22 protein-coding genes are annotated in these 25,322 nt (G+C 71.5%); 13 read left to right on the forward strand and 9 right to left on the reverse strand.

Annotated elements, in window-relative coordinates; all coding sequences use genetic code 11:
* Window positions 1–14 precede the first annotated feature (14 nt).
* The gene (locus ACIQBL_RS23455) at window positions 15–1,907 is read right to left on the reverse strand and encodes an NAD-binding protein (protein ID WP_401945070.1); all 1,893 of its coding nucleotides are present in this window, start codon (window positions 1,905–1,907) and stop codon (window positions 15–17) included.
* A gap of 180 nt (window positions 1,908–2,087) precedes the next feature.
* Here ACIQBL_RS23455 and ACIQBL_RS23460 point away from each other — a divergent pair, with 180 nt between their 5' ends.
* Together ACIQBL_RS23460 and ACIQBL_RS23465 are read left to right on the forward strand one after the other, a co-directional pair.
* On the forward strand, window positions 2,088–3,185 hold the full coding sequence (locus tag ACIQBL_RS23460) for a permease (protein WP_401944701.1): 1,098 nt from the start codon (window positions 2,088–2,090) through the stop codon (window positions 3,183–3,185).
* The gene (locus ACIQBL_RS23465) at window positions 3,182–3,973 is read left to right on the forward strand and encodes a TIGR03943 family putative permease subunit (RefSeq protein ID WP_401944703.1); all 792 of its coding nucleotides are present in this window, start codon (window positions 3,182–3,184) and stop codon (window positions 3,971–3,973) included. Before ACIQBL_RS23460 ends, ACIQBL_RS23465 begins: the two co-directional genes overlap by 4 nt.
* Before the next feature lie 24 nt (window positions 3,974–3,997).
* Here the strand turns inward: ACIQBL_RS23465 and ACIQBL_RS23470 are convergent, their stop codons facing one another.
* Window positions 3,998–4,414 (reverse strand): DUF5994 family protein, encoded by a 417-nt coding sequence (locus ACIQBL_RS23470; protein ID WP_401944705.1) that lies wholly within the window; start codon window positions 4,412–4,414, stop codon window positions 3,998–4,000.
* 1,052 nt (window positions 4,415–5,466) lie between these two features.
* Here ACIQBL_RS23470 and ACIQBL_RS23475 point away from each other — a divergent pair.
* From ACIQBL_RS23475 to ACIQBL_RS23490, 4 genes are all read left to right on the forward strand, one after another.
* Complete coding sequence (locus tag ACIQBL_RS23475) at window positions 5,467–6,201, forward strand: hypothetical protein (protein ID WP_401944706.1); 735 nt, start codon at window positions 5,467–5,469, stop codon at window positions 6,199–6,201.
* Between the two features lie 136 nt (window positions 6,202–6,337).
* The gene (locus tag ACIQBL_RS23480) at window positions 6,338–6,685 is read left to right on the forward strand and encodes a MerR family transcriptional regulator (RefSeq protein ID WP_401944708.1); all 348 of its coding nucleotides are present in this window, start codon (window positions 6,338–6,340) and stop codon (window positions 6,683–6,685) included.
* Between the two features lie 203 nt (window positions 6,686–6,888).
* Window positions 6,889–7,092, forward strand: a complete 204-nt coding sequence (locus tag ACIQBL_RS23485) for a cold-shock protein (RefSeq protein WP_019063123.1) — start codon at window positions 6,889–6,891, stop codon at window positions 7,090–7,092.
* Window positions 7,093–7,261: 169 nt separating this feature from the next.
* Window positions 7,262–7,600 carry an SCO5918 family protein gene (locus ACIQBL_RS23490; RefSeq protein WP_401944710.1) on the forward strand — a complete coding sequence of 113 codons (339 nt, stop codon included), beginning with the start codon at window positions 7,262–7,264 and terminating at the stop codon, window positions 7,598–7,600.
* Window positions 7,601–7,707: 107 nt separating this feature from the next.
* Here ACIQBL_RS23490 and ACIQBL_RS23495 read toward each other — a convergent pair whose 3' ends face one another.
* Window positions 7,708–8,766 carry a PucR family transcriptional regulator gene (locus ACIQBL_RS23495; protein ID WP_401944711.1) on the reverse strand — a complete coding sequence of 353 codons (1,059 nt, stop codon included), beginning with the start codon at window positions 8,764–8,766 and terminating at the stop codon, window positions 7,708–7,710.
* A 244-nt stretch (window positions 8,767–9,010) separates the two neighbouring features.
* Between ACIQBL_RS23495 and ACIQBL_RS23500 the strand changes: the two genes are divergently transcribed.
* The 3 genes from ACIQBL_RS23500 to ACIQBL_RS23510 all read left to right on the forward strand — a co-directional run bounded on the left by ACIQBL_RS23500 (window position 9,011) and on the right by ACIQBL_RS23510 (window position 16,867).
* Window positions 9,011–9,640, forward strand: a complete 630-nt coding sequence (locus tag ACIQBL_RS23500) for a hypothetical protein (RefSeq protein ID WP_401944713.1) — start codon at window positions 9,011–9,013, stop codon at window positions 9,638–9,640.
* Between the two features lie 110 nt (window positions 9,641–9,750).
* Window positions 9,751–11,931 carry a flotillin family protein gene (locus tag ACIQBL_RS23505; RefSeq protein ID WP_401944715.1) on the forward strand — a complete coding sequence of 727 codons (2,181 nt, stop codon included), beginning with the start codon at window positions 9,751–9,753 and terminating at the stop codon, window positions 11,929–11,931.
* Window positions 11,932–12,034: 103 nt separating this feature from the next.
* Window positions 12,035–16,867 (forward strand): DNA repair ATPase, encoded by a 4,833-nt coding sequence (locus tag ACIQBL_RS23510; protein WP_401944717.1) that lies wholly within the window; start codon window positions 12,035–12,037, stop codon window positions 16,865–16,867.
* On the opposite strand, the gene ACIQBL_RS23515 is transcribed toward ACIQBL_RS23510, so the two are convergent.
* The gene (locus ACIQBL_RS23515) at window positions 16,858–17,211 is read right to left on the reverse strand and encodes a hypothetical protein (RefSeq protein WP_401944719.1); all 354 of its coding nucleotides are present in this window, start codon (window positions 17,209–17,211) and stop codon (window positions 16,858–16,860) included. The two genes, ACIQBL_RS23510 and ACIQBL_RS23515, sit on opposite strands and share 10 nt — an antisense overlap.
* A 283-nt stretch (window positions 17,212–17,494) precedes the next feature.
* Here ACIQBL_RS23515 and ACIQBL_RS23520 point away from each other — a divergent pair, with 283 nt between their 5' ends.
* Window positions 17,495–18,499, forward strand: coding sequence for an acyl-CoA desaturase (locus ACIQBL_RS23520; protein WP_401944721.1), 1,005 nt, complete (start codon window positions 17,495–17,497; stop codon window positions 18,497–18,499).
* Between the two features lie 19 nt (window positions 18,500–18,518).
* Here ACIQBL_RS23520 and ACIQBL_RS23525 read toward each other — a convergent pair whose 3' ends face one another.
* From ACIQBL_RS23525 to ACIQBL_RS23545, 5 genes are all read right to left on the reverse strand, one after another.
* On the reverse strand, window positions 18,519–19,295 hold the full coding sequence (locus ACIQBL_RS23525) for a GAF domain-containing protein (RefSeq protein WP_401944722.1): 777 nt from the start codon (window positions 19,293–19,295) through the stop codon (window positions 18,519–18,521).
* Window positions 19,292–20,038: a GAF and ANTAR domain-containing protein gene (locus ACIQBL_RS23530; RefSeq protein WP_401944724.1), complete on the reverse strand. Its 747-nt coding sequence runs from the start codon at window positions 20,036–20,038 to the stop codon at window positions 19,292–19,294. The genes ACIQBL_RS23525 and ACIQBL_RS23530 overlap by 4 nt, the downstream gene beginning before the upstream one ends.
* Before the next feature lie 64 nt (window positions 20,039–20,102).
* The gene (locus tag ACIQBL_RS23535) at window positions 20,103–20,471 is read right to left on the reverse strand and encodes an STAS domain-containing protein (RefSeq protein WP_401944726.1); all 369 of its coding nucleotides are present in this window, start codon (window positions 20,469–20,471) and stop codon (window positions 20,103–20,105) included.
* A gap of 176 nt (window positions 20,472–20,647) precedes the next feature.
* Window positions 20,648–21,955 (reverse strand): helix-turn-helix domain-containing protein, encoded by a 1,308-nt coding sequence (locus ACIQBL_RS23540; protein WP_401944727.1) that lies wholly within the window; start codon window positions 21,953–21,955, stop codon window positions 20,648–20,650.
* 33 nt (window positions 21,956–21,988) lie between these two features.
* On the reverse strand, window positions 21,989–22,570 hold the full coding sequence (locus ACIQBL_RS23545; protein WP_401944729.1) for a hypothetical protein: 582 nt from the start codon (window positions 22,568–22,570) through the stop codon (window positions 21,989–21,991).
* Window positions 22,571–22,577: 7 nt separating this feature from the next.
* Here ACIQBL_RS23545 and ACIQBL_RS23550 point away from each other — a divergent pair, with 7 nt between their 5' ends.
* The 3 genes from ACIQBL_RS23550 to ACIQBL_RS23560 all read left to right on the forward strand — a co-directional run bounded on the left by ACIQBL_RS23550 (window position 22,578) and on the right by ACIQBL_RS23560 (window position 25,299).
* A complete protein-coding gene (locus tag ACIQBL_RS23550; RefSeq protein ID WP_401944731.1) occupies window positions 22,578–22,937 on the forward strand; it encodes a DUF4232 domain-containing protein in 360 nt (119 codons plus the stop codon).
* A gap of 221 nt (window positions 22,938–23,158) precedes the next feature.
* Window positions 23,159–24,895, forward strand: coding sequence for a hypothetical protein (locus ACIQBL_RS23555; RefSeq protein ID WP_401944733.1), 1,737 nt, complete (start codon window positions 23,159–23,161; stop codon window positions 24,893–24,895).
* Window positions 24,892–25,299, forward strand: coding sequence for a hypothetical protein (locus ACIQBL_RS23560; RefSeq protein ID WP_401944735.1), 408 nt, complete (start codon window positions 24,892–24,894; stop codon window positions 25,297–25,299). Before ACIQBL_RS23555 ends, ACIQBL_RS23560 begins: the two co-directional genes overlap by 4 nt.
* Window positions 25,300–25,322: the final 23 nt, after the last annotated feature.

Here is a 25,322-nt window from a genome sequence, read left to right on the forward strand (position 1 = left end):
CACGGGGCACTTGTTCAAGCACCGGCACGATCGAGAGGCCGCCGCCCCAGCAACTCCGCCAGACCTCGACGAGTCGCGGCGAGCACCACCCTGTCCGAGCTCCGCAGGACATACGTGTCGGGGAGGTCCCACACCAACCCCGACCGCCGTACGTCCTCGGAGGCGTCCCGCGTCGCCGTGTCCAGCGCGAGAACCCGCCACGACCCGGCCCGGAACGCCTCGGCGATCGTCCTGCCCTCCAGCTGCGCATGCCCGCCCACGGTCATCGCCGCGAACAGCAGCACCCGCCGCTCGACGGGGATCGCGCCCAGGATCTGCCGCCCCATCATCGCCCCGGCGAACGCGGGCGCGGCCAGATGGGACACGCTGCGGCTCCGGGTCAGGGCGTTCGGGTGCGCGGCGCGCAGCGTCCGGTACACGGCGGTGGCGAAGTCGTCGTCGTACAGGCGGAGTACGACCCGTAGATCGGGCCGCACGGACCGTGCGTACAGGACCGCTTCGAGGTTCGTGGTGTCGGAGCTGGTGACGGCGAGGAGGGCGTGGGCGCGGTGGATCTTGGCGGATTCCAGGACGCCTTCCTGGGTGACGTCACCCAGGATCACCGGCACGCGCAGCCGGCGCGCGACCGCGAGGCCGCGTGCCTCGGGGTCGGCCTCGACGCACACCACGGGGATGTGGAGTTCGCGCAGCCGGGTCAGCACCCGGGTGCCGATCTTGCCGAGCCCGAGCAGCACGACATGACCGCCGAGCCCCCGCGGCGGCTTGCGCAACGCGGACGCGGTGCGAAATGTGCCGAGGGCTTCGAGCACCGCGGCCAGCAGCACCGGCATCAGCAGCAACCCGACGAGACCGGAGAGGAGTTGAAGGATCTGCCGGCCCAGGGGCTCCCCGATCGCGGGGTTGTCGATCGCGAAGAGATCGAGCAGCGTCAGATAGAAGGCGGTCAGAGGATGGACCTTGGTCACCACCCACAACGCGATGGCAAGCGCGATCACGCACGCCACCATGCCCGCCAGCGACCAGCGCAGCCGCCGCGAGAAGAGCGAGGAGAAGGCCGGCACGACACCGCCCCCGCGCCCGCCCGGCAACTGCGGCCCGGCGTACGACACCTGTTCCAGGACGACGGTGCCGCGCCCGGTGGCGGAGGCCACTGCCGCCGCGTCGGGCAGCAGGCGCGGGCCGTGTTCGCCCATGCCCTCGGAGCCGTCCGCGCCGGCCGGGTCGCTGCTGGTCGCCGAGAGCAGGGCCAGCGTGGCCAGCCCCGGGTCGGCGACCTGTCCGGGCCCCGGCGGCGGCCGTTCCACCGCGCGCAGCAGCAGCCCGTCGGTCTGGACGACCTTGCTGGTACCGGCGAGAGCGGTGGCGGCGAGCGCGGGCGCGGCCGTGTCGGCGTCGGACAGGACGGTGGTGGAGGCGTCGAACCCGGTACCGGTGCCGCCCTCCTCGCCGGTCGCCAACGCGGCTGCCTGGTCGAGGAGTTCCTCGATGTGCTGGCCCAGCCGCCGGTTGTAGAGGCGCAGCACGAGCCGGATACGGGGGTTGAGACGGCGGGCGGTGAGGGCGGCGCGGATGTTGGTCTCGTCGTCGTCGTAGACGAGGGCGAGCGCCGTCGCCCGCTCCACGCCCGCCTCCGCGAACACCGCCTCGGTCAGCTCGGCGGCCTCCAACACCCGTTCCCCGCGCGGGGGTTCGGGGGCGGCGGCGGGGACGCCGTTGCCGTTGGCTCTGGCCACCGCCGCGTTGACCCGGTCGCGCAGGGCCACCGAGGCGGCACGCGCACGGCCGACCACGGGCTGGCGGGCGGTGGCCTCGGAGGGCGGTACGACGAGGGTGATCTGCTCGCCGTAGACACCGCGCAGTTCGGCGGCGAGACGGTGCGCGAGCGCGTCGTCGCCGCACACCACCATGTGCGCACGGGCACTGCCCGGAGGACTCTGATGCGGAACGCTGCTCGCCACGAGGGAAAAGACTGCCCCAAGGAGGCGGGTGGTTCCAGTATTCCGCTGAACACCCGTGCTCCGACTGCCGTATGCATCGACAGGGAGCAAAACTCGCGAAACCCTGCGCCTGCCGGAGGTACTTCACCCGTGGCCATCACCACCGAACCAGCCGCGCCGACCACGGAGACTCCGCCGACCGCGGAAACGCCCCAGCAGCCACCCGCGCCGGCGAAGCCCGAGCCGGCGAAGCCCGAGGTGCCCAAGGCGGCCGAGGCGGCCGAGCCCGCGAAGGACGGCTGGCAGCTCAGCTCGCCGCTCGTGCTGACCATGCTGCTGCTCGTGGTGGTGCTGGTGCAGGGCCCGATCCGGCAGGCCCTGTCCGCGCCGGTGATGCAGAGCTGGATGACGGTGTTCGTGGCCGTGGTCGTGCAGGCGCTGCCGTTCCTGGTGCTGGGCGTGCTGCTGTCGGCGGCCATCGCGGTGTTCGTACCGCCGACGTTCTTCGCCCGCGCGCTCCCCAACAACCCCGTACTGGCCGTACCGGTGGCCGGGATGGCGGGCGCGATCCTGCCGGGCTGCGAGTGCGCGTCCGTGCCGGTGGCCGGGGCGCTGGTCCGGCGCGGTGTCACCCCGGCGGCGGCGATCGCGTTCCTGCTGTCCGCCCCGGCGATCAACCCGATCGTGCTGACCGCGACGGCCGTCGCCTTCCCGCGCAACCCCGAGATGGTCCTCGCCCGGTTCGCGGGCAGCCTGCTCGTGGCCTGTGTGATGGGCTGGCTGTGGCAGCGGGTCGGCCGTACCGACTGGCTGCGCCTGCCCGCCCACGAACCGCACGAGGGCGAGACCAAGGGGGCCGCGTTCTGGGGCTCGGTGCGGCACGACGTGATGCAGGCGGGCGGGTTCCTGGTGCTCGGCGCGATGTCCGCGGCCACGCTCAAGGCGGTGGCACCGGCGAGCTGGCTGCGGACGGCGGCCGACAACCCGGTGGTGGCGATCCTGGCCCTGTCGATCCTGGCCGTCCTGCTGTCGATCTGCTCGGAGGCGGACGCGTTCGTGGCCGCGTCGCTCACCCAGTTCTCGCTCACGGCCAAGCTCGCGTTCCTGGTGGTGGGCCCGATGATCGACCTGAAGCTGTTCGCCATGCAGGCGGGCACGTTCGGGCGCGGCTTCGCGCTGCGCTTCGCGCCCACCACCTTCGTCCTCGCCATCGCGGGCGCGGTCGTCACCGGGGCGGTGCTCCTGTGAACCGGCAGGCACAGGCAGCGGTCCTGTTCCTGGTCGGCGCGGCCCTGCTGCACGCGGGCTTCACCAACCTCTACCTGCGCTACGTCAAGGCCGGACTCCAGCCGCTGCTGCTGCTCTCCGGCGCGGTCCTCATCGTCGCGGCGCTGGCGACGGCGTGGTACGAGTGGCGCCGGGCGAAGCTGACGAAGGCCCACGCGGAGGTGCACACCGAGGCGCACGCCGAGGGCGATGGTCACGTGGGCGACGGGCACGAGGGCGATGGTCACGTGGGCCATGTGCACCGCGAACCCCGTATCGCCTGGCTCCTGGTCCTCCCCCTCTTCGCCCTGATCCTGGTCGCCCCGCCGGCCCTCGGCTCCTACAGCGCGGTCCGCACGGGCACGGCCCTCCAGAAGCCCTACGGCCTCTCCAAGCTGCCCGACAGCAATCCGCTCACCATCGGCCTGGTCGACTACGCGAGCCGCGCGGTCTACGACCACGGACATTCCCTCGGCACCCGCCGGCTCAAGGTCACCGGCTTCATAGCCCTCGACAAGTCCGGCGCCCCGTTCCTCGTCCGCATGGCCCTCAACTGCTGTGCCGCAGACGCCCAACCGGTCAAGATCGCCCTAACGGGCAAGATCCCGCCGGTACTTCAGCCCGACACCTGGCTGGAGGTCACCGGCACCTACAACGCCAAGCAGACCAAGGACCCCATCAACAACGGCCCGATCCCCTACTTCCAGGTCGCCCTCGCCAAACCGGTGCCGACGCCGAAGGACCCGTACGACGAGAGCTGGAACCAGTAACGGGCTTCAGTAACGGGCTTGGTTTCAGCCGAGGTTGGCCACGGCGGCGGCCATCATCGACTCGGCGGCCCCTTCCGCCAGGCCCGGCGGTACGACCAGGAGGTCCCAGCGACCGCGGCCGGGGGCGAGCAGGGTGACGGTGTTCGGGGCGTGCACGGCGGTGGTCCGGTGCAGTCGTACGACCTGGTTGTGCACGAGCATCCGGCCGGGGGCGGCGGACCAGATCGTCCCGTTCACCGTGACGCTCACGATGTGACCCCAGGTCCGGGGGAGCCCGGCGAGCAGTTCCGGAACCTCGGTCAGCACGTCGTAGGAGCGCGGCCACCAGGCTCCGTCGAGGCGGCGCGGCACCGGACTGTGGGGTGCGAGGCGCAGTCGTAGCAGGAGATCGACGGCGGACGGGGGCGACGGGGGTGACGTGGACTGCGGGGCAATGGTCATGACATCTCCAGAGGAGTGTGGGCGGGAGCGGGGCGCCAGGGGCTGGGGGCCGGAGCTCGGAAGGACCGTGAGCGTGACCGTGCGGGACCGGGGACTCAGTCGAACGGCGCGGGGCGCGGCACGAGGAGTCCGGGCAGGGGCCGGTCGGTGTGCTCCGGGGCGGACCAACTACGGCTGTCGGTGGGCGCGTTCATGTCGCGATCCCTGTCCCCGGCCGTCGTACGGCGGTCCGGTGCCGTGGTGCACTGGGAACGACGTCGGCGGAGAGCCGAGGTGCGGAGAACTCCCGGTAGGTCCTTACCGTACTCCCGCGTCGATGGTCCGGTGCCTGACACACCTGACCGACGTCGGCATCGGCGGCGCCCGCAGCTGTGCCCCGGCGTCCAGGCGTCCCGGGCCCGGCCGCTCCCGCGGCCAGGCCCTTCACCCCCGCCGCGCCCACTGCTGTGCCCTGACGTCCCGACCGGACCGGTGGCTGACCCTGGCGTGCCGTCCGGACCGGTGGCTTACCCTGGCGTGCCGTCCGGACCGGTGGCTGACTCCGGCGTGCCGGCCGGACCGGTGGCTGACTCCGGTGTCCCGGCCGGACCGGTGGCTGGCCTCGGCGTGCCTGCCGCGCTCGTGGCTGGGCCTCCGGCCGTCCCGACCGCACCTGTGGCCGGCCCCTTCACCCCCCGCCGGGAACGTGGCTTCGCCCCCGCCACCCCAACTGCGCCCCTTCACCCCACTCCCCTCACCGCCCGCTGCTGTGCCGCGGCGCCCCGACCGCGCCCGTGGCTGCAGCCCCTCACCTCGCCGCGCCCGTGGCTGCACCCCCTCACCCCCGCCGCCGGGCCCGTGGCTCCGCCCGCGCCACCTCGCCCGCGCCCCTTCACCCCACCCCCCTCACCGCCCGCCCCCTCCACCCCCGCGGGCGTACCGTGAAGAGACCGGGAATTTCTCGTGTGCCGGATCGCTCCGGTGCCGTTCTCGGCGAATGTCGACGCCGGGGTGGATGTGTCCGCGCCCGGGGCAGGGCTCAGCTCATGAGCGTGAATGTGCCCGGTCGGCCGGTGACCGCGGAGCTTGTCGGGCGCGGCGGTGCCGAGGGGGCGCGCTGGGAGCAGGCGTGGTCGTCCGGGCGGGAGCGTGGGCCGTCGCCCTGGGAGGGGGACCGGGTCCGGCCGCTCAGCCGGCGGCAGATCGAGGACCGGTTCCAGGAACTGGGCGATCTGTACGAGGAGACCTCCGGCGGCGCCGCCCGCACGGGGAACCGGTCCCGCGCGGCCTTCCTCCGGCGCCTGGCCGGTGACATCCGGCGGCCGGGCTTCGCGCTGCTGATCGCCGAGAACACCACCCTGACCGCCTGCGCCTACGGCTTCCCCGTCCGCGGCGCCGATCCCTGGTGGCAGGGGTGCGACGCGCGACTGCCCCGGCGCCTGCGCGACCTCGCCGTCACCGGCGGGCTCTTCGCGGTCTCCGGGATCGTCGTCCCGCCCCGCGTGCGCACCCACTACCAGGACCGGGACTGGAACCTCGCCCGGCGCCTGCAGCGCCGGCTGCTCGCCGACCACGCGCCGGCCCTCGGCATCGCCCTGCTGCCCCGCAGCGATGCCGGGACACTGGCCGCGTACCGGGCCTGGGGCTGGCAGGACGTCGTACAGGACCTCGTACAGGACGTACAAGGCTTCGCGTCCGGCCACGTACGAGCCACCGGTCCAGCCCCCGAACGGGGGGCTCTGCCCGACCCGGACGACCTTGATCCGCGGGCCTCCGGGCCCTGCGCCGTCCTCGTCCTGGGGTGCTGACCGCGTCAACCCGCGTCAGGACATCTGTGCTCGCCGCGACAGAGATTCCCCAGGGGGGACTAGAGTTCCTGTACGGGGTGACAAACTCCCCTGCGGCGGGCCGTCCGACCTCCGGTGGTCCGCAGGAAAGGTGTACATGCCCTCGGAAAGCCAGCAGCCCGCGGCCGACCGGCTCGACGACGACGACTACCCGGCCTACACCATGGGCCGGGCCGCCGAGCTGATCGCCTCCACCCCCGGTTTCCTCCGGTCACTGGGTGAGGCCGGGCTGATCACCCCGACGCGGTCGGACGGCGGTCACCGCCGCTACTCGCGCCATCAGCTGCGTACGGCCTCCCGGGCCCGCGAACTGGTCGACCAGGGAACCCCCATCGAGGCCGCCTGCCGCATCATCAGCCTGGAGGACCGGCTGGACGAGGCGCTGCGCGTCAACGAGGAGCTGCGCCACTCATCTCATGGACCGTCTCATGGGTCAAAAATCTGATGTGACCGAAACAGAAATTCGCTGTTTCGGGCGGGGCTTTTCCCCCACAATTCCACCGCCGCGTAAATGCGTTCCGTGCTAGGCTGACTTCAGTTGCAGTTGTGGTTGCCAATTTTGAACCGGACCTCCGGTGCAGGTGATCATCACGGCGATGGAGGAGATTCGTAAAGTGCGGATCTCGTGCACTGCCTAGGAGTTAAGACATGGCCACCGGTACCGTGAAGTGGTTCAACGCGGAAAAGGGCTTCGGCTTCATCGAGCAGGACGGCGGCGGCGCCGACGTCTTCGCCCACTACTCGAACATCGCCACCCAGGGCTTCCGCGAGCTGCAGGAAGGTCAGAAGGTGACCTTCGACATCACGCAGGGCCAGAAGGGCCCGCAGGCGGAGAACATCGTTCCCGCCTAAGCACGCGAAGCTGCGAAACAGGGGCCCGCACCTTGGGTGCGGGTCCCTTTTCGTATCTGCTCATTTACTTGCCGCCCTTCGGTCACCCACCGTTCCGCGGCCGTTCTTCCGCATTCCCCGCGGAGAAATCCTCCCCTCTCCGCCCGCTCGCACCCCAAGGTGAGGCACCATGCGCTGCGTGATCGCCCGTTACCCCTTCGATCTGACGAAGAGCGAGGTGGAGGAGATGCTCAAGGGCATCCGCCCGGAGCAGCCCGTCACCGGCCCCTGCGCCGTCATCAGTCGCAAGCTGTACCCGGTCAAGCAGGTCGGCGAGGTGATCACCAAGCAGGATCGTCGTGACTTCACCGCCTTCGAGGTGACGAGGGCCCTCACCCGGCTCGGTTTCACCTGCCACGAGACGCCGCCCGCGCCGCCGGCCCCCGCGCCCGTCGCTCCGTCCGCCGACGCCGATCCCGCGGACTCCGGCCCGGAATCGACGTCGTACATCGGCACCACCCTGGGCTGACGCCTCCGCCCCCACACCTCCGCACACCCCAAGCGACCACGCCGCCGACGATCATCCGGGCGCGGGGTCGCTTTTTTCTGCCCTCAGCTCTCAGAACTCCTCAGCTCTCACAGCTCCTTCTCGGGCCAGTCCAGCAGCCGGGCCCCGATCACCGCAGTCTGCAGCGTGTACCGCTGGCCGGGGTTCGCCGGATCGGCGCCGGTCAGCTGGTGGATGCGTTCCAGCCGGTAGGTCAGCGCCCGCACGCTCAGCGAGAGCCGGCGGGCGGCCTCGGCGGCCACACAGCCGCAGTCGAAATACGTCGACAGGGTGTCCAGCAGCGGGCGCGGACCGCCGCGCGCCTTGGTGAGCGGGCCCAGCGCGTCGAGGACCAGATCGGCCATGGCCTGCCGGTCGCGCGTGAGCACCGGATAGACCAGCAGGTCGGCGGCGCGCAGGAGAGGGCCCTCCAGGTTGAGCCGCTCGGCCAGTTCGAGAGTGTTGAGGGCTTCCTCGTAGGACTGCACGATCCCGCCCGCGCCCGGCTGCGGGCGGCCGATCGCCGTGCGGGTCCCTTCGGCGGCGGCGTACGACTGCTTCGCGAAGTGGGTGAGGACCTCGTCCTGGTCGCCCGGCGCGACGCACAGCATCCGGCCGGCCTTCGTGGTGAGCAGGATGTTGCGGTCACCGAAACGGCTGATCATCGCGCGCTCCACCTGACGCGGCACCGGTGCGCTCTCGTCGTACGGCGTCGGACCCTGGACGACGGCGACGGCGTGCGTGTGGGAGAGGCGCAGCCCGAAGCGCTCGGCGCGTTCGGCGAGCCGGCCCAGGTCGCTGCGGCCGTAGAGGAGGTCGTCGATGAACTCCCGCCGGGCCGCCTCCTCTTGGCGTACGGCGAGACGCTGCGCGCGCTCGTAGCCCTCGGCGAAGGCGTCGACGGCCTGTTGCACGGCGGCGAGTGTGCAGTCCGCGGTGTCGGGGGTCGCAGGCCAGGCGGCGCGGGTGGCCGCGAGATGGGCGTTGACCAGGGCACGCAGCTCGTGTCCGGCCTCGGCGGCATGTTCACCGAGGGTACGCCGGGCCTCCAACTCGGCCCGGGTCAGGCGCCGTCCGGTGACGGAGACCTCCGCCAGGAGCTGCGCGTACCCCGCCAGATACTGCTCAGGTATCCCGCGCTCCGGCAACGCCGCCCCCTGTTTTCTTGACGCCCTGGTGACGCTTTCTTAGCGCGTCACCGGCATCAAGACCCTAATGAACACTGCCGGGTTCCGGCAATGCGCGGGCGCGCACCCCGCGTGCACCATGGCGCCAGGGGAGCACCGCGGAAGGTTCCGGTGCCGGAGACCGGCAGGTTTCCGGCACCAGTACCGCGAACCGCGCGTCCCTGTCGGCTGGTTGGGGCGAGTGAGGAAACGGGGGGCCGGGATCATGGGGGCGTTCCTCGCTGCCGCGACCGGTTTTCCCACGATCGTCTTCACCGCGGCGCTCGTCGTGGTCGTCCTCTACTGGCTGCTGGTAGCGCTCGGCGCGGCCGACGCGCACGGACACGCCCATGTGCACCTCCACTCGCGCGCCCACGTCGACGGCCGGTGGCTCGGCGGAGTCCCGGTGACCTTCGCCTTCTCGCTGTTCGTCGCCGTCGGCTGGCTGATCAGCTTCTGCGCGAGCGTGCTGTTCGTCCCTGCGGGCCCGGTCGGCGTCCTGGTCGGGATGGCCGTGCTGCTCGGCACGGTGTACGTCTCCTGGCGTACGACCAAGCTGCTCGTACGCCCCCTGCACCGCCTGTTCCCCGACGAACACGGGCCGTCCCGGCTGGACTTCGTCGGGCTGACCTGCACCATCCGCACCGGGCGGGTGGACGACGGGTTCGGCCAGGCCGAGGTCAGGGCGGCGGACGGCTCGGCCGCGGTGGTCCAGGTCCGGCAGACGGGCAACGACGCCCTCGCCAGTGGCAGCACCGGACTGCTCTACGCCTACGACGAGACCGGTGAGTTCTTCTGGGTCGCGCCCTACGACAGCGCGCTCGACCCGAGGACCGGACCGGGCAAGACGGGATAGGCCGCCAACTCAGGCCGCCCGCACGCTCGTTGCCCCCGGATCGTCGCACTCCGCTCGCTGATCCCTGCCCGCTCGTTCACCGCCCTTCTCATCCCTTGAGGACCCATGTCATGAACGCCATCACCGTGGGCATCGGTGTGTTCGTCGCCGTTGTCCTGCTCATCGCGCTCACCCTGCTCCTGGTGGTCGGCCGGCTGTTCCGGAAGGTGGAGCAGGGGCGGGCGCTGATCGTCTCCAAGACGAAGAAGGTCGACGTCACCTTCACCGGCGCGGTCGTCCTGCCGGTGCTGCACAAGGCCGAGTTCATGGACATCTCGGTGAAGACGATCGAGATCCGCCGCACCGGGCGCGAGGGCCTGATCTGCCAGGACAACATCCGGGCCGACATCCACATCAGCTTCTTCGTGCGGGTCAACAAGACCGTCGAGGACGTCATCAAGGTCGCGCAGGCCATCGGCACCCAGACCGCGAGCGACCCGGTGGCGATCCAGGACTTCTTCGCCGCGAAGTTCTCCGAGGCGCTCAAGACCGTGGGCAAGCAGCTGGACTTCGTCGATCTCTACACCAAGCGCGAGGAGTTCCGGGACCGGATCATCCAGGTCATCGGCACCGACCTCAACGGCTACCACCTCGACGACGCGGCCATCGACTTCCTCGAACAGACGCCGATGACCCAGCTCGACAACCAGAACATCCTCGACGCGCAGGGCATCCGCAAGATCACCGAGCTGACGACCATCGAGCACGTGCGCACCAACGAGTTCCAGCGCACCGAGCAGAAGGAGATCACCCGGCAGAACGTCGACGCCCGGGAGACCATCCTGGAGCTGGAACGGCGGCAGGCCGAGGCCGAGATCAAGCAGCGCCGTGAGGTGGAGGTCCTGCGGGCGCGCGAGGAGGCCGCCACCGCGAAGGTGCAGGAGGAGGAACGGCTGGGCGCGCAGGCCGCGTTCCTCCGTACCGAGGAGCAACTCGGCGTCCAGCGCGAGAACCAGGCCCGCGAGATCGCCGTCGCGCAGAAGAACCGCGAGCGGGTCATCGCCGTCGAGAACGAGCGCATCGAGAAGGACCGCCTCCTCGAAGTCATCGCCCGCGAACGGGAGACCTCGCTGTCCGGCATCGCCCGCGACAAGGAGGTCGAGGCGGAGAAGCGCGAGGTCGCGGACGTGGTCCGGGAGCGGATCGCCGTGGACCGCACGGTGGCCGAGCAGGAGGAGGCCATCAAGAAGCTGCGGGTGGTGGAGGAGGCCGAGCGCACCCGGCAGGCGGTGATCATCGCCGCCGAGGCGGAGGCGCAGGAGAAGCTGGTCAAGGACATCAAGGGGGCCGAGGCCGCGGAGGCCGCCGCCAAGCACCGCGCCGGTGAGCAACTCACCCTCGCCGAGGCCCGGTTGAAGTCCGCCGACCTCGACGCCCGCGCCAAGCTGCGCCTCGCGGAGGGCATCCAGGCGGAGGCCGCCGCGGCCGGACTCGCCGAGGTCCAGGTCCGCGACAAGGAGGCCGAGGTCACCGTGAAGGCTGGCCGCGCCGAGGCCGAGGCCACGGGGGCGCGGCTGCGGGCGGAGGCGGAAGGCATCGAGGCCCGGCTGCGCGCGGAGGCCGAGGGCACCCGGGCGAAGGTGCTCGCGCAGGCGGAAGGCGTGCGGGCGAACGCGCTTGCGGAGGCCGAGGGTGCGCAGGCCAGGGTGCTCGCGGAGGCGGAGGGTGTGCGGGCGAACGCGCTCGCCGAAGCCACCGGCATCGGCGAGAAGCTCAAGGCCGAGGCGGAGGGCCTCACCGAGAAGGCCGCCGCGATGGCCGCCCTCGACGACGCCTCGCGCGGCCACGAGGAGTACCGGCTGCGGTTGCAGGCCGAGAAGGAGATCCGGCTCGCGGGGCTCGATGTGCAGCGGCAGGTCGCCGAGGCGCAGGCCACCGTCCTCGCGACCGGTCTGGAGAACGCCGACATCGACATCGTCGGCGGCGACTCGATCTTCCTCGACCGGCTGATGTCGTCGATCTCGTTCGGCCGGAGCGTCGACGGCTTCGTCCAGAACTCCGAGACGGCCCAGGCGTTGGCGCGTCCCTGGCTGGACGGCACGTCGAACATCGCCGACGACCTCGGCCGTGTCCTCGGCTCGGTCTCCACGGCCGACGTGCAGCACCTCACCGTGTCCGCGCTGCTGATGAAGCTGATGAGCGCGGACACGGCGAACGCTGGTCGGCTACGACAACTGCTGGACAAGGCCGGTGAGTTGGGCCTGGCGGACACCCCGCTGACCGCGCTCAACGGTCACCCGGCGAAGGCCTGACACCTGGCCGAGGCCGAGACCCGGCCCCACAGGCGGTCCGGAACTGCCGCACAGGGGACGGCAGTTCCGGACCCAATACCCCCCCGAGATCCTGAGAGGGACCATGACCACCGGCCTGGACACCGGCACCTACGAGGTCCTGCGCGACCGTCTCGCCGCACAGGCCGCCGAACTCGCCCGCCGCGCGGAAGCGCTCAACACCCGCCGCACCGAGGAGTTCGGCTCGACCCGCCTGGAACTCACCGGCACCGAGCGCCTGGACACCGAGCACCCGGCCGCGCCGAGGGACATCGTCGCCGTAGGAGACACGCTGCTCTTCGGCCACCAGGTCTCCCTCGGTATCACCCGGGACACGACGGTGGCCGACGTCCTCACCCTGCACGACCGCCACGACCTGCGCCGGCTGCCCGAGAACGCCGTACCCGGACTCCTCGACGACCCGGACTTCGTACGGGAGTTCGCCGCACTGCACCGCTACTACCGCCAGGCGAGCCTGCTCCAACTCCGCCGGACCGACGGCAAGTTGCTGGCCGTCTTCCGCACCGGCGAGAAGGCCGACGACATCCGGGTCCTGCGCTGGGCCCTCACGGACGACGGCCGGACGGCGACCTTCCTGGACGCACACGGCGAACGCGACCACGTCCTCCCGCCGCCGTACGACGTCGACTGGACGGAGACGACCCGCGAGGACCTCGTCCCCGGCCGGCATCCGCATGTCCGGATCCAGGACGGGCTGTACGTCGACACGGTCGGCGGCACCCTCACGGTGAAAGTGGAGGACAACACCGAGACGGCGGAGGGGAGTTACTCCGAACCGGTGGACGAGCCGCTGCAGTCGCCGGCCGACGCGGAGATCTCGTACGCGCGGGTGGGTGCGCTGGTGTTGCTGCGTGTGCGTCCCTACAAGGAGGAGGCCCACCGGTACCTCGTCTTCAACACGCTGACGAAGGGCGTCGTGCGGCTCGACGGGATCGGGCTGGCGTGTCGGAGGCTGCCGGAGGAGCAGGGGATCGTGTTCCCGGGCGGGTACTGCCTGGCCACGGGGGTGTACAAGACCTTCGAGACGGACATCGCCGGGCTGGAGTTGGAGCGGGTGGTGCGCTCGCCCAACGGTGAGGACGTGCTGTTCGCGTACCGGGCGCCCGTGCCGGGGCGGAGCCTCCTGCTGCCGTACAACCTGATCCGCAAGGAGGTCGCGAACCCGCTGTCCGGGCAGGGCTGGGCGCTGTTCGACGACGGCACGCTGATGGTGCTGCGCGCGGGGGGCGACGACGGGGAGGCGGCCCGTGTCCATCCGGTCCGGATCTGGCGTACCCCCTACGTCTCCGACACCCACGCCGCCGCACAACTCGTCGGCTCCGGGCCGCTGTTCCGCGTCGGGAACGCCGATCTCGTGCGCGGGATCTCCGACTGTCTGTCCCTCACGGGCGCGGTGGCGGGGAGGGAACCCACGGCGGAGGTCTACGAGGCGCTGGTCGCCGCGTGTGTCCGGGCGGGGGACTCGTACCACTGGCTCGGGGATGCCGAACTCGGTGATCTGGGCGGCCCGTTGGAGGACGTCCGGGTCACGGCGGAACAGGTGTTGAGCGAGTTCGAGACCGTCCGGACTCTTACCGGCAGGGCCGCCGACGCCCTCGCCGACGCCGGCGACCGGCTCACCGGGCTCGTGCGGCGGTTGCGGGGCGAGGTGCCCCCGGACGCGGCGGGCTGGGTCGCGGGGCTCAGCGAACTCCGGCGTGCGCAGGGGCACTTGCTCACGTTGAAGGAGATGCGGTACGCGGACACCGCACGGATCGACGAGCTGGCGGCCGGGGCGGAGGCGGATCTCGGGGCGTTCGGGCAGCGGGCGGTCGCGTTTCTGGCGCGCGAGGACGCGTTCGCCGGGCACCATGAGCTGATCGAGGCCCTGGTGGGGGAGGCCGGGGCGCTGGGGACGGTCGCCGAGTCGGTGCCGGTGGCGGCCCGGCTGGACGAACTCACCGACGGGCTGCGGACGGTGACCGAGGTGGTCGCCGGTCTCGACATCGGGGACGCCACGGTCCGTACGTCGATCCTGGAGCGGGTCGCCGAGGTGCTCGGCGGGGTCAACCGGGCCCGCGCCACGCTGGACGCCCGGCGCAGGGAACTCCAGGACCGGGAGGGCAGGGCGGAGTTCGCGGCCGAGTTCGCGCTGCTGGGCCAGTCGGTGACGGGGGCGCTCGCGGACGCGGCGACCCCGGAGGCCTGCGACACCCAACTCGCCGGGCTGCTGGTGCGGTTGGAGAACCTGGAAGCACGCTTCACGGACTTCGACGACTTCCTCGCCGAACTCACCGGCAAACGCACCGAGATCTACGAGACCTTCTCGGCCCGCAAGCAGACCCTGGCCGACGAACGCGCCCGCAGGGCAGAGCAGTTGGCGGCTTCGGCGATCCGGGTGCTGGAGACCGTGGGGCGCCGGGCGGTCACACTCGCCGACGCCGACGCGGTCAGTACGTACTTCGCCTCCGACCCGATGGTGACGAGGATCCGCCGAACGGCCGGCCAACTGCGCGACCTGGGCGACCAGGTGAGGGCGGAGGAGCTGACCGGCCGGCTCGCGTCGGCCCGTGAGGAGGCGGTTCGTGCCCTGCGCGACCGTGCCGACCTCTACACCGACGGCGGCCGGACTCTCCGTCTCGGCCGCCACCGCTTCGCCGTGAACACCGAGCCCCTCGACCTCACCCTGGTCCCCGCCGGCGACGGCCTGGCCTTCGCCCTCACCGGCACGGACTACCGAACCCCGGTCACCGACCCGGAGTTCGCGGCCACCCGCAGGTTCTGGGACCGCCCGCTGCCCTCCGAGTCGCCGCGGGTCTACCGCGCGGAACACCTCGCCGCCCGCCTCCTCGACGAACACGGCGCCCAGGCCCTCGCCCAGGAGCCCGACCTCGCCGCTCTGGTCCGCCGGGCCGCGCGGGAGTCGTACGACGAAGGTTACGAACGCGGGGTGCACGACCACGACGCGACCGCGATCCTCGCCGCCCTGCTCCGCCGGTACGAGAGCGCGGAGCTCTTGCGTCACGAACCGGGCGCGCGGGCAAGGGCGTTGCTGTTCTGGACGCACGGCACGAGCCCGGAGGAACGGGCGAGCTGGACGCGCCGGGCGCGGTCGCTCGCACGGGCCCGCGACACGTTCGGGCCGACGCGGGCCGTCGCGGACTTCCGGGCGGAGCTGGCGGAGTTGGTGGGGTTGGAGGAGAGGGGCGAGTCCGCTGCGGCGTACCTCTTCGATGAACTGACCACCGGCCCCGAGGGTTTTGTGATCAGCGCCGGCGCGCGCACGCTGCTCGACAAGTTCCGTCGGGCGGTGGGGAGTTCGGCGTACGACGAGGATGTCCGGGCTGTCGGCGACCTGCCCGCGCGCCGCCAGCTGGTGGAGGCGTGGCTGACGGCGTACACGGCGGCGTCCGGTACGGAGGCCGATCCGGGGGACCTCGCGGAGGCGGTGGCGGCCGAACTCTGCCCGGACGCGGCGCGCTACGAGTCGGACGCGCGGCTGACGGAGACGGTCGCGGGACTGCTGGGCACGCATCCGCGGATCGAGGCCGGCTCCTTGGTCCTCCGGGTCGACGAACTCCTCGCCCGTACCCGGGAGTTCAGGGCAGTGGACGTTCCCGGCCATCGCGCGTACCAGCGCCGCCGCACCGCCCTGGTCGCGGCCGAACGCGCCCGGTTGCGCCTCGACGAGTACCGGCCGCGGGTGATGTCGTCCTTCGTGCGGGGACGGCTGGTCGACGAGGTGTACCTCCCGCTGATCGGCGACAACTTGGCGCGGCAGATCGGTACGACGGGGGAGGGGGGACGCACCGACACGAGCGGTGGTCTGCTGTTGCTGATCTCGCCACCCGGGTACGGCAAGACGACCCTGATGGAGTACGTCGCCGACCGGCTCGGCCTGGTGCTGGTCAAGGTCAGCGGTCCTGCCCTCGGGCACGGGGTCACGTCCCTGGACCCGGCCGAGGCGCCGAACGCGACCGCCCGTCAGGAGGTGGAGAAGGTCGACTTCGCGTTCGCGGCGGGCAACAACGTGCTGCTCCACCTCGACGACATCCAGCACACCTCGCCCGAACTCCTCCAGAAATTCATCCCGTTGTGCGATGCGACGCGGCGGGTGGAGGGCGTGTGGGAGGGGGTGCCGCGCACATATGACCTACGGGGCAAGCGGTTCGCTGTCTGCATGACCGGCAACCCGTACACCGAGTCGGGCGGCCGGTTCCGGGTGCCCGACATGCTGGCGAACCGCGCCGACGTCTGGAACCTCGGCGATGTCCTGACCGGCAAGGAGGCGCTGTTCGCCCGGAGTTTCCTGGAGAACGCGCTGACCTCCCACCCGGTCCTGGCCCCGCTGGCCGGCCGCGACCGGGCCGACCTGGACCTGCTGATCCGCCTCGCGGAGGGCGACACGAGCGCCCGCGCGGACCGGCTGTCCTACGCCTGCGACCCCGCCGAACTGGCCCGGATCGTCGGGGTGTTGAGGCATCTCCTCACCGCCCGTGACACGGTGCTGGCGGTCAACGCCGCGTACATGGCGTCGGCGGCGACGACGGAAACGGCCCGCACGGAACCGCCGTTCCGCCTCCAGGGGTCGTACCGCACCATGAACCGCGTCGCCCGGCGCGTCGACCCGGTGATGAACTCCCGTGAGCTGTCGGCGGTGTTGGACGACCACTACTCCGCCGAGGCGCGGACACTGGCGACCGGCGCCGAGGCGAACCTGTTGAAACTGGGGGAGCTGCGGGGCACCCTGACCGACGAACAGGCTTCGCGCTGGGGCGAGTTGAAGGCGTCGTACGTGCGGTCGCGCGGCCTGGAGGAGGGCGACCCGCTGACCCGCGCGGTGGCGGCCCTCGGGCTGCTGGCCGAGCGGGTCGGAGCGGTGGAGTCGGCGATCTCGCGGGCGGCCGGCTACAGCTGAAGCAGCCGTTGCGTGATCTCCCGGTACTGCCGCAGCGCGTTCCGGAGTTCCTCCGAGTCGGACGGGGACTGGGGGTCCTGGGCGGCCCACCCGGCGCGCAGGAGGTCCCGGCGGGCCGCGAGGGCGGTGACCAGCTGGGCGGTGGCCTCGTCGTAGGCGCTCTCCGCCTCCTCCAGGGCGTCGCGCGGGGTGTCGGCGAAGGTGTTGAGGGCGTGCCGCAGGCGCTGGAGGACCTTGTCCCGTTCGCTCGACGGGACCAGCGGCTCGGGGCCCGCGGTGCGGCGTTCGGAGGGGACCCGGTTCTGGCCCGCGGGTTGTTGGGCGCGCGTCTGGTCGTACATCATCGGGAGTCGCTTCCGTTCCGCCTGACGGCGTTTTGGGGATCGTCCGTGTACCGGCCACTGCCCTGCGCCGTGCTGCCAGTCAACGTCCGGCGACGGTTCGTGTCAACGCGGAGGCCGGGCGGTCCGGCCCGGCCCGTTCTCGCACGCGCGGGAGTACCGTGGAGGTACCGAGGGCTCTTGACGTGCCGGTGTCCGGTCCGGCGTCCTGTCCTCGCGTTCCCTTCACAGGGGCAGCCCGTGACCCCGGCCGCGCCATCCGCACCGACGGCCGAGGAGTCCCGCGATGTCGACCCTTTCCACCCCGTCCACGACGGGCGTCCCGGCGGGCACCGACCCGCCGCCCCAGGTCTACGACGGCAGCTCCCCCTTCCCGCCGGACGACGGCCCGTCGCCCTTGCGCGACGGCGCGGCGCGGATATACGTGAGCGTCACGGCGGCGATCGTCGTGCTGCCGTTCGTCGGGCTCGGGCTGGCCGGCTGGCTGCTGTGGGGGCGGCTCATCCATCCCGTCGACATCGTGCTCGCGGTGGTCTTCTACACGATCACGGGTCTCGGCGTCACGGTCGGCTTCCACCGCGGGCTCACCCACGGCTCGTACCGCGCCGTCCGCCCCGTGCGCGTCGCGCTCGCGGTGGCCGGGTCGATGAGCTTCCAGGGCGACGTCATCGGCTGGGTCGCCACCCACCGCCGCCACCACGCCTTCACCGACCGGCCCGGCGACCCGCACTCGCCGTACCGCTACGGCACCCATCTGTGGGGCCAGTTGCACGGACTGGTCGACGCCCATGTCGGCTGGCTGTTCCGCAACGAGCAGACACCGCCGGAGCGTTACGCCCCCGACCTCCTCGCCGACCCCGACATCCGGGCCGTCTCCCGCGCCTTCCCGTGGCTGTGCCTGCTCACCCTCGCGCTGCCGTTCGGGCTGGGCTGGGCGATCGGCGGCAGCTGGCTGTACGGCGTAACAGGCCTGCTGTGGGCGGGACTTGTGCGTATCGCGCTGCTCCACCACGTCACCTGGAGCGTCAACTCGCTGTGCCACATGATCGGTGAGCGCCCGTTCCGCACCCGCCGCCACGATCGCGCCACCAACCTGTGGCCGCTGGCCCTGCTCTCCTTCGGCGAGAGCTGGCACAACCTCCACCACGCCGACCCGACCAGCGCCCGGCACGGCGTCGACCGCGGCCAGATCGACCCGTCCGCCGCCGTCATCCGCCTCATGGAACGCGCCGGCTGGGTCTACGACGTCCACTGGCCGACCCCGGACCGGGTGGCCGCCCGCCGCGCGTGACGCGGGCACCCCGTGCCGGTCAGGCGCGCCGTTCCTCCGGCCGGCCGTCCGTCGCCGAGGGCGGTGCCGGGATCGTCCTGGTGTCGAAGTCGCCGCCGATGATGCGGGCCGCGAGATCCGACAGGCGCAGCTGACGGGAGCGGGCGTAGGACCGGAACGCGGCGAAGGCGTCGTCGACGGACGTGTTCCAGCGCTCGGCCAGCACGCCCTTGACCTGCTCGATGAGGATGCGGCTGGTCAGCGCGGTCTGCAGCTGGCTGTTCTCGACGTGCGACTGCTCCAGCGTGCGCTGCTGGAGTACGGCGATGGTGGCCACGTCGGCGAGGGCCTGGGCGAGCGCGATGTCGTCGTCGCCGAGGCGGTGCGGGGTGGTCTGGAAGAGGTTGAGCGCGCCGACGACCCGGTTGCGCAGCCGTAGCGGTATGGCGTGCGTGGTGACGTACCCCGTCTCGCGGGCCTGCGCCGCGAACCGCGGCCAGGCGGAGGTGGTCTCCGGACGCGTGAGGTCGATGTTGGTGCGGGGGGCACCGGTGCGGTAGCACTCGACGCACGGGCCCTGGTCGTGCTGGAGCGCGAAGAGTTCCAGCAGCCGGGTGTGCTCGTCCGAGGCCGCGATGATCTGCAGTTCGCCGTGCGCGTCCACGAGCAGGATGCCGGCGGCCGACACGTCGAGCAGCTCCACGCAGCGCGAGGACAGCCGCTGCAGCAGGTCGATGACGTCGAAGTCCTCGACCAGCGAGTCCGCGACCTCCACGAAGATCTCGGCCAGACGTTGTTCGCGGGCCATGGCGATCATCCCTTTCCACCTTCGGGCGAATACGGCCCGCTTATATCGTCGTCCAACTCGCCCCCGAAACGGAGCCTGCGGGCGACCACGTCCTCCGCGACCTCCCCGAGGGGGCGTTCACTGCCGTACGCGTGGGCCCGCAGGCGCAGCAGGGCCTCCTGCATGGACACACCCAGCTGCACACTGATCATCCCGGTGGCCTGGTGCACGACGGGCCGGTTCAGCCCGGTCGGCCACGCGGGCATCCTGTCCGCCTCGGACGCGGTTCCGTTCACGTGTCCGTTTCCGTTGAGGAACGCGCCCGTCAGGACGGCCGCCAGGGCGGTGGCGTCCGCGAACTGCTGCTCGCTGATCCGCCGGTCCCCGCCGCACAGCACCGTCAGCACGCCGACCCGGATCGCGCCGATGCCCAGCGGGAACCCGCACACCCCCCGGACACCCATGTCCCGTGCGGCCGGCAGCAGCACGGGCCACCGCTCGGGGCGCACCCGGTCCAGATCCGGCTCCAGCACGGGCGAACCGGTGCGGACGGCCTCCGGGCCCGGACCCTCGCCCAGCGTGAACTGGAGTTCCTCGAAGCGGGCGCTCAGCTCGGGATGGCACCACAGCGGCTCGGCCGTACGGTCGGCGCCGACCAGCAGCGACAGCGCGACGCCCTCGGCACCCAGCGCCCGGACGCAGGCCCGCGCCGGATCGCCGCCCTCGCCGAGGTGCAGTGACCGCAGGACTTCGGCCATGCCGTCGCTGATCACCGAGCTCCGTTCCGCGGCGGCCGGGGCGCTTCGAGGCGAGGCGCGGACCGGCTTCCGCCGTACACTACGTGGCCCGGCGCTCCATCGTGCGGTCGGCGGGCACACCCCGCCAGGCGTCCCGGACACTCGCGTACCGCGGGAACCGCTCCTCCAGACCACTGGCCCGGAACACCAGCTCCGGCCCCGGGCGCACATGCACGACACGCAGCCAGCCGAGCCGCTCACGGCACTCCTCCCAGGCCGCGCACAGCGGGTCCAGCACACTGCCGTCCATGAAGGTCACGCCGAGCAGGTCGACGATGACGTAGAGCCGCCCCGTGCCGTGCCGGGCCTCGCGCAGATCGCGCGCGAAGGCGGGCACGGTCGTCAGATCCAGCTCGCCGCCCGCCCGGACCACTCGTAGTTCGTCGAACAGGTCAGGACGCGGGCCCATGTGCTCCAACTCCCCGGTGCGCCAATGGCTTTGCGCAGAGCCTCAGTTGCGCGGAACGGGACTGCACGGAGAGGGCCGGGGGCTCGGGCTGCCGTACGGCCAGCGTATCGCCGGGAAGGGACGCACCGGCAGCCCTTCCCGCCCACCGGGTGCCGATGTCGTCCTTTGCCCCTACTTCAGTCGGACTGGGCCGGAATCCACTCACTCTTGTCCAGCGAGTAGCCGTAGCGCGGACGTCCGGTCATGCCGCTGGTGCGGAACGGCTTCCCCTGGTCGTCGATGCGCAGCACACCGTGCCGGCTGCCGCTGGTCCACGCCAGCTCCAGATACCAGCGCACCTCGTGGGACGCCGCGGCGGCCGTGATGTACAGGACCTCGGGATCACTCTCACTCACCTTGTACGGCAGCCCCGTCTGCCCGGCCTTCGGCGTGGCCACCGGACGGCTCGCGTCCAGCCCGACGTCGAAGGAGTGCGTGGGAACCCCACCACCGCAGCCGACCCCGACATACCCCATGGTGTACGCGTTCCAGGCGAGCGGAGCCCCGCTGCCGACCACCCGCACGTTCAGACTGTTGAGCACCACGGTGTCCTGCCCGGTCCCCTGCACGGTGAGTTCGAGGAACTGACTGCCTGCGGAAACGGCCCCCAGCGCACTCACCCAACTCGGCGCGTCCTGCTCGGTGGGCGGCGGCGGCACCTTGGCCGCGTCCCCGTCGACCAGGTAGGTCTGGCTGCACGGGCTCTCCCAGGCATACGGCCGGGTCGTCACGGTCAGCGGAACGGCCGCCGCGACGTCGGCGGTCCCGCCGGCCGGCGCGCTCTGGGAGGCGGACGCCCCGTTCTTCGCCGTAGCGGACTCGGAAGGACTCGCGCTGTCGGAGGGCGAGGAGGTCGACCTCACGGACGCGGACGCGGACCTGGATGTGGAGGGAGTGCCGCGCCCGGTGGAGGTCACGGAACCGGCCTCCTGCTTCCGGGCGCCGCCGCCGTCGCCGGACACCAGACGGGGGACCAGCGCGGTGGCGGCGAGGACCACGGCCACGGCGGCGGCCGCGAAGAGGGCGGTACGGCGGCGGTTGCGGGGGGCGGGCTTGGGTGCGGTGGCCGCCTCCATGTCGGCGTCGGCACCAGTACCCGGTTCCGAAAATGTGACACTCGGGGCCTCAGGTGTCACATTGTGCGCGAAGGTGGTCCCGGGTTCCGCGGCGGTCCCGGCCGCCTTCCGCTCGCGCCGGCGTGCCCCGGCGGCCAGGATCCACAGGCGGTGGGCCTCGATGTGCTCCTCCGGGGTGGCCTTGCAGAGCCGGGCGAACCGCTCCACGGGGGCGTACTCCGTGGGTACGGCGTCGCCGTTGCAGTAGCGGTGCAGCGTCGACGTACTCATGTGCAGCCGCTTCGCGAGCACGCCGTAGCTCAGCCCCGACCGTTCCTTCAGCCCCCGTATCAGCGCCGCGAAATCGGCCGTCTCCTCAGGCGTCGCCACCCTGCCCCCATCCCAGTTCCGCGTTCCAGGGAGTCACTGTTCCCCCAGGTAAGAGCCGGTGCGAACGTTCCAGCTTCCCGTAGCTCCCGGCTGCCGTAGCGGGTGGGACGGAAAGCGGCACAGGCTGCGGTCATCAAAGCACGCCGCCCGCCGACCGGTTGGCGGCCCGCTACTTCCCACCTTGCCGAAAAGGATCACCACCATGTCCGCGTTCACGGCCCGTCCCCGTTCCCGCACCCGTCTCTTCGCCGCCGCCACCGTGGCGCTCGCCGCACTCTCGCTCACCGCTTGCAACGACAAGCTGGGCGTACAGGACGAGGGCGCGGCCACCCCGTCGTCTTCCTCGTCTTCCTCTACCCCTTCGTCTTCGGGGGTGGCGACGCAGGCACCGTCCGGGACGAAGACGGGCGGCAGCACGGGGTCGGGCGGTAGCAGGACGAGCGGCGGTTCGGGCTCGGGGTCGGGGTCTGGCTCGGGGTCGGGGTCGGGCTCCTCGGGCTCCTCCGGCTCGGGATCGTCGGCTTCGGGCTCCTCGGGTTCGGACGCCTCCGCGAGCAGCGTCCCGTGCAGCGGCGCCAACACCAGGACAACCGCACAGACGGTCACGCGCCCCATCAACCACATGCTGCTCACCGTCACCAACACCGGCACCAAGACCTGCGACCTCTACTACTACCCGGCCGTCAACTTCGCCGACGCCCAGTCCGTACCGCCGGTGATGAAGGAGTCCCAGCCCCAGGCGGTGACCACCCTGGCCCCGGGCGAGTCCGGCTACGCCGGCGTGGCCCTCTCCGACGGCGACAACGGCACCGGCACCAACGGCCGCACCGCCAAGACCCTCGCCGTCTACTTCTTCGACCGCGACAACAACAGCATCAGCCCGGCGTCCACACCGACCCTCCCGGCCAAGGGCGTCTACATCGACGACTCGCTCCGGGTCACGTACTGGCTGACGAGCGCACAGGACGCGTTGACCTACTGAAGAGCAGGGGGCCTGACTCTCACCGGGGATCAGGCCCCAGGTGGGGCGCTCGTTTTCGGTCAAAACCTTGTCCCGCCCCTGCTGATTCGACGCATTGTCGCGTTTGCGGTCTGGCGGTTCCGGGACTTCACCGTGAGGATGCCCGCCGTATCGGAAAACGGGGGGCGGGAATGGGGTTCGGTCGGGGGTCGCGCGTCCGGGAGGGGCGTACCGCGGAGGGAATGGTCGACGGGCCGGCTGTGCCGGTTCAGGCGGGCCCCGCCTTCGCCGACGACGGCCGCTCGGGTCAGGTGGATCCGACATCGTCGGAGGTCACCAGGCTGTTGTGCCAAGCCGTCTACACCCGCCCCGACCGGATCAGGGCGGTCAAGGCGTGGTGGCGCAAGGTCCGGGGCAAGGACCAGAAGCCGAACAAACCCCGGCGCAGCACCCGCAGACGTATCTACCTGGAGGGCAGCGACGACTGCCCTCCCCTGGGCGAGCCCATGGCGCAGTGGGTGCGGGATCACGTCCTGCACGGGCCGCCGCTGCCCGTCCCGTCGTACGGATTCGACCTTGTGCCTGTCGTCGCCCACAGTTCGCGTGCCCGCCGACGGCGGTGGCTGCGACGGGCGTTGGTGGTGCTCCTGACGGTCGCCGTCGTGTACGAGGTCCCCCGGGCCGCCGCTGTGTGGGGCGCTGCCGTCCTGCTGGCCTGCCTCATGTGGTGGGCCGGGCTCCGGGCAGCCGGCAAAGGGAAGAAGTCGCGGCTGGCACCCTCGCCCCGGCTGGCGTACCTCGTTCTGTGCGTGCCCTGGCTCCTCGCGGTGGTGCCGTACGCGCCCGTACACGGTGAGGCGATTGCCCTGCGGCTCGGACTGCTTCTGCTGCCGTTCGTCCTGCTGGCCGGAACCGTACTGGTCTGCATGGGAGACCGGATCACGGCGCGGGCGGCGTTGTCGTCGATCGTCCGGGACGGCATCGCGACCGACCGCCTGCCGTGGGTGGCGGCGAAGGCCGGGCGTCGGCTGGAGCTCATCGGCAACGGACAGACGCGCAGCGAATTGCCGTACGACCAACCGGAGACGTTCGTCGGAGCCGGGCGCTATGTATGGGGCATGGCCGACATCGGCATTCCGCTCAAACCCAAGGACCCGGAGAGGTCGGTCAAGCACTTCGGCGAGCGGGAACTACTGCGGCGGATGGGCGATGCCCTCAGGGAACTGGGCCGTGGCGCACGGGAGATCACGGATCCGCTGCCCGGTTTCTCCGTCACGGAGGTCCTCGGCCTGCCCTCCGACCTGTGGCTGCGCCGGACCCGCGCCGCGAAGCTGGAACTGCCGGACCTGCGCGGTCGGGGCCGACGATCGCCGTCCAGCGTGCCGGACCGGCTGTATCTGCGGGCGCAGTGCGTCAGTTGGGACGGCCAGGTCGTGGTCACCCTCTTCGCGCACGCCGCGCTGGAGGCCGGCGAACTCCGGCTGACGCTGCGCCCCCATGTGATGACCCCCCTCTACAACGAACTGAGGGTGACGGACGCACCGTTGGCCAAGCGCCGCATGAGACTGTTCGGCTGGGTCGCGGTACAGGCCCTGTTGGACGCCGTAGCCGGTCCGCTCGCACTGTGGCGACTGCTCGCCCGCCTCGCGCTCGGAGTGCAGCCGGAGGACGGACGAGCCGAGGAAAAGGATCCCGTCAGCCTCCGCGACCGCTACTCCACCGAAGAAGTCACCGACATGCACCAGGCCGACGACGCCAAACGCCACGTCGTCCTCATGCAGACCTGCGTCTTCCGCACGGTCTCCGCCTACCTCGAGGAACTGGGCGTCGACACCACCGCGTACGAGCGCCAGGTGGCCGCGGTCATCACCAACATCCAGGTCTACGGCGACAACAACGCGCCCATCCAGAACGTCGCCGGCAGCGGCATCAGCAACGTCGGCCAGGACAACAAGGCCCAAGGAGGAGCAAGCTCATGACTGTGGGACGACGTCGCCCTGAACCGGAACAGAGCCAGGGCCACGGCTCGGGTATCAGCATCGGCGGCGACAACATCGCCCCGCTCCAGAACGTGGTGGGGCAGAACATCTCGAACGTCCACCAGTCCGCGTCCGTCGAGCGCGCCACCGTCGACGTGGAAACCGTGCGCGATCTCCTCGCCGCCTTCCGCACCGAACTGGACCGGAACGGCTCGGCCCTCCCCAACGCGCAGGTGCTCCGAGCCATCGCGGACTCCATCGACACCTCACTCACCACCCCGGACACGCACACCCCGGGCACCTTGCGCGGCACCGTGCAGGCGTTGCCGGCCCTGGTGGCGGGGACGGTGGTACAGCAAGGGGGCGAGGCACTCGCGCATGCCATTGCCGGGTGGCTGAGCTGAGGCGGGGTCCAGCCGTTGTTCCT

It is taken from the genome of Streptomyces sp. NPDC088350 (assembly GCF_044753545.1).
In the GTDB taxonomy this organism is placed as follows: Bacteria; Actinomycetota; Actinomycetes; order Streptomycetales; family Streptomycetaceae; genus Streptomyces.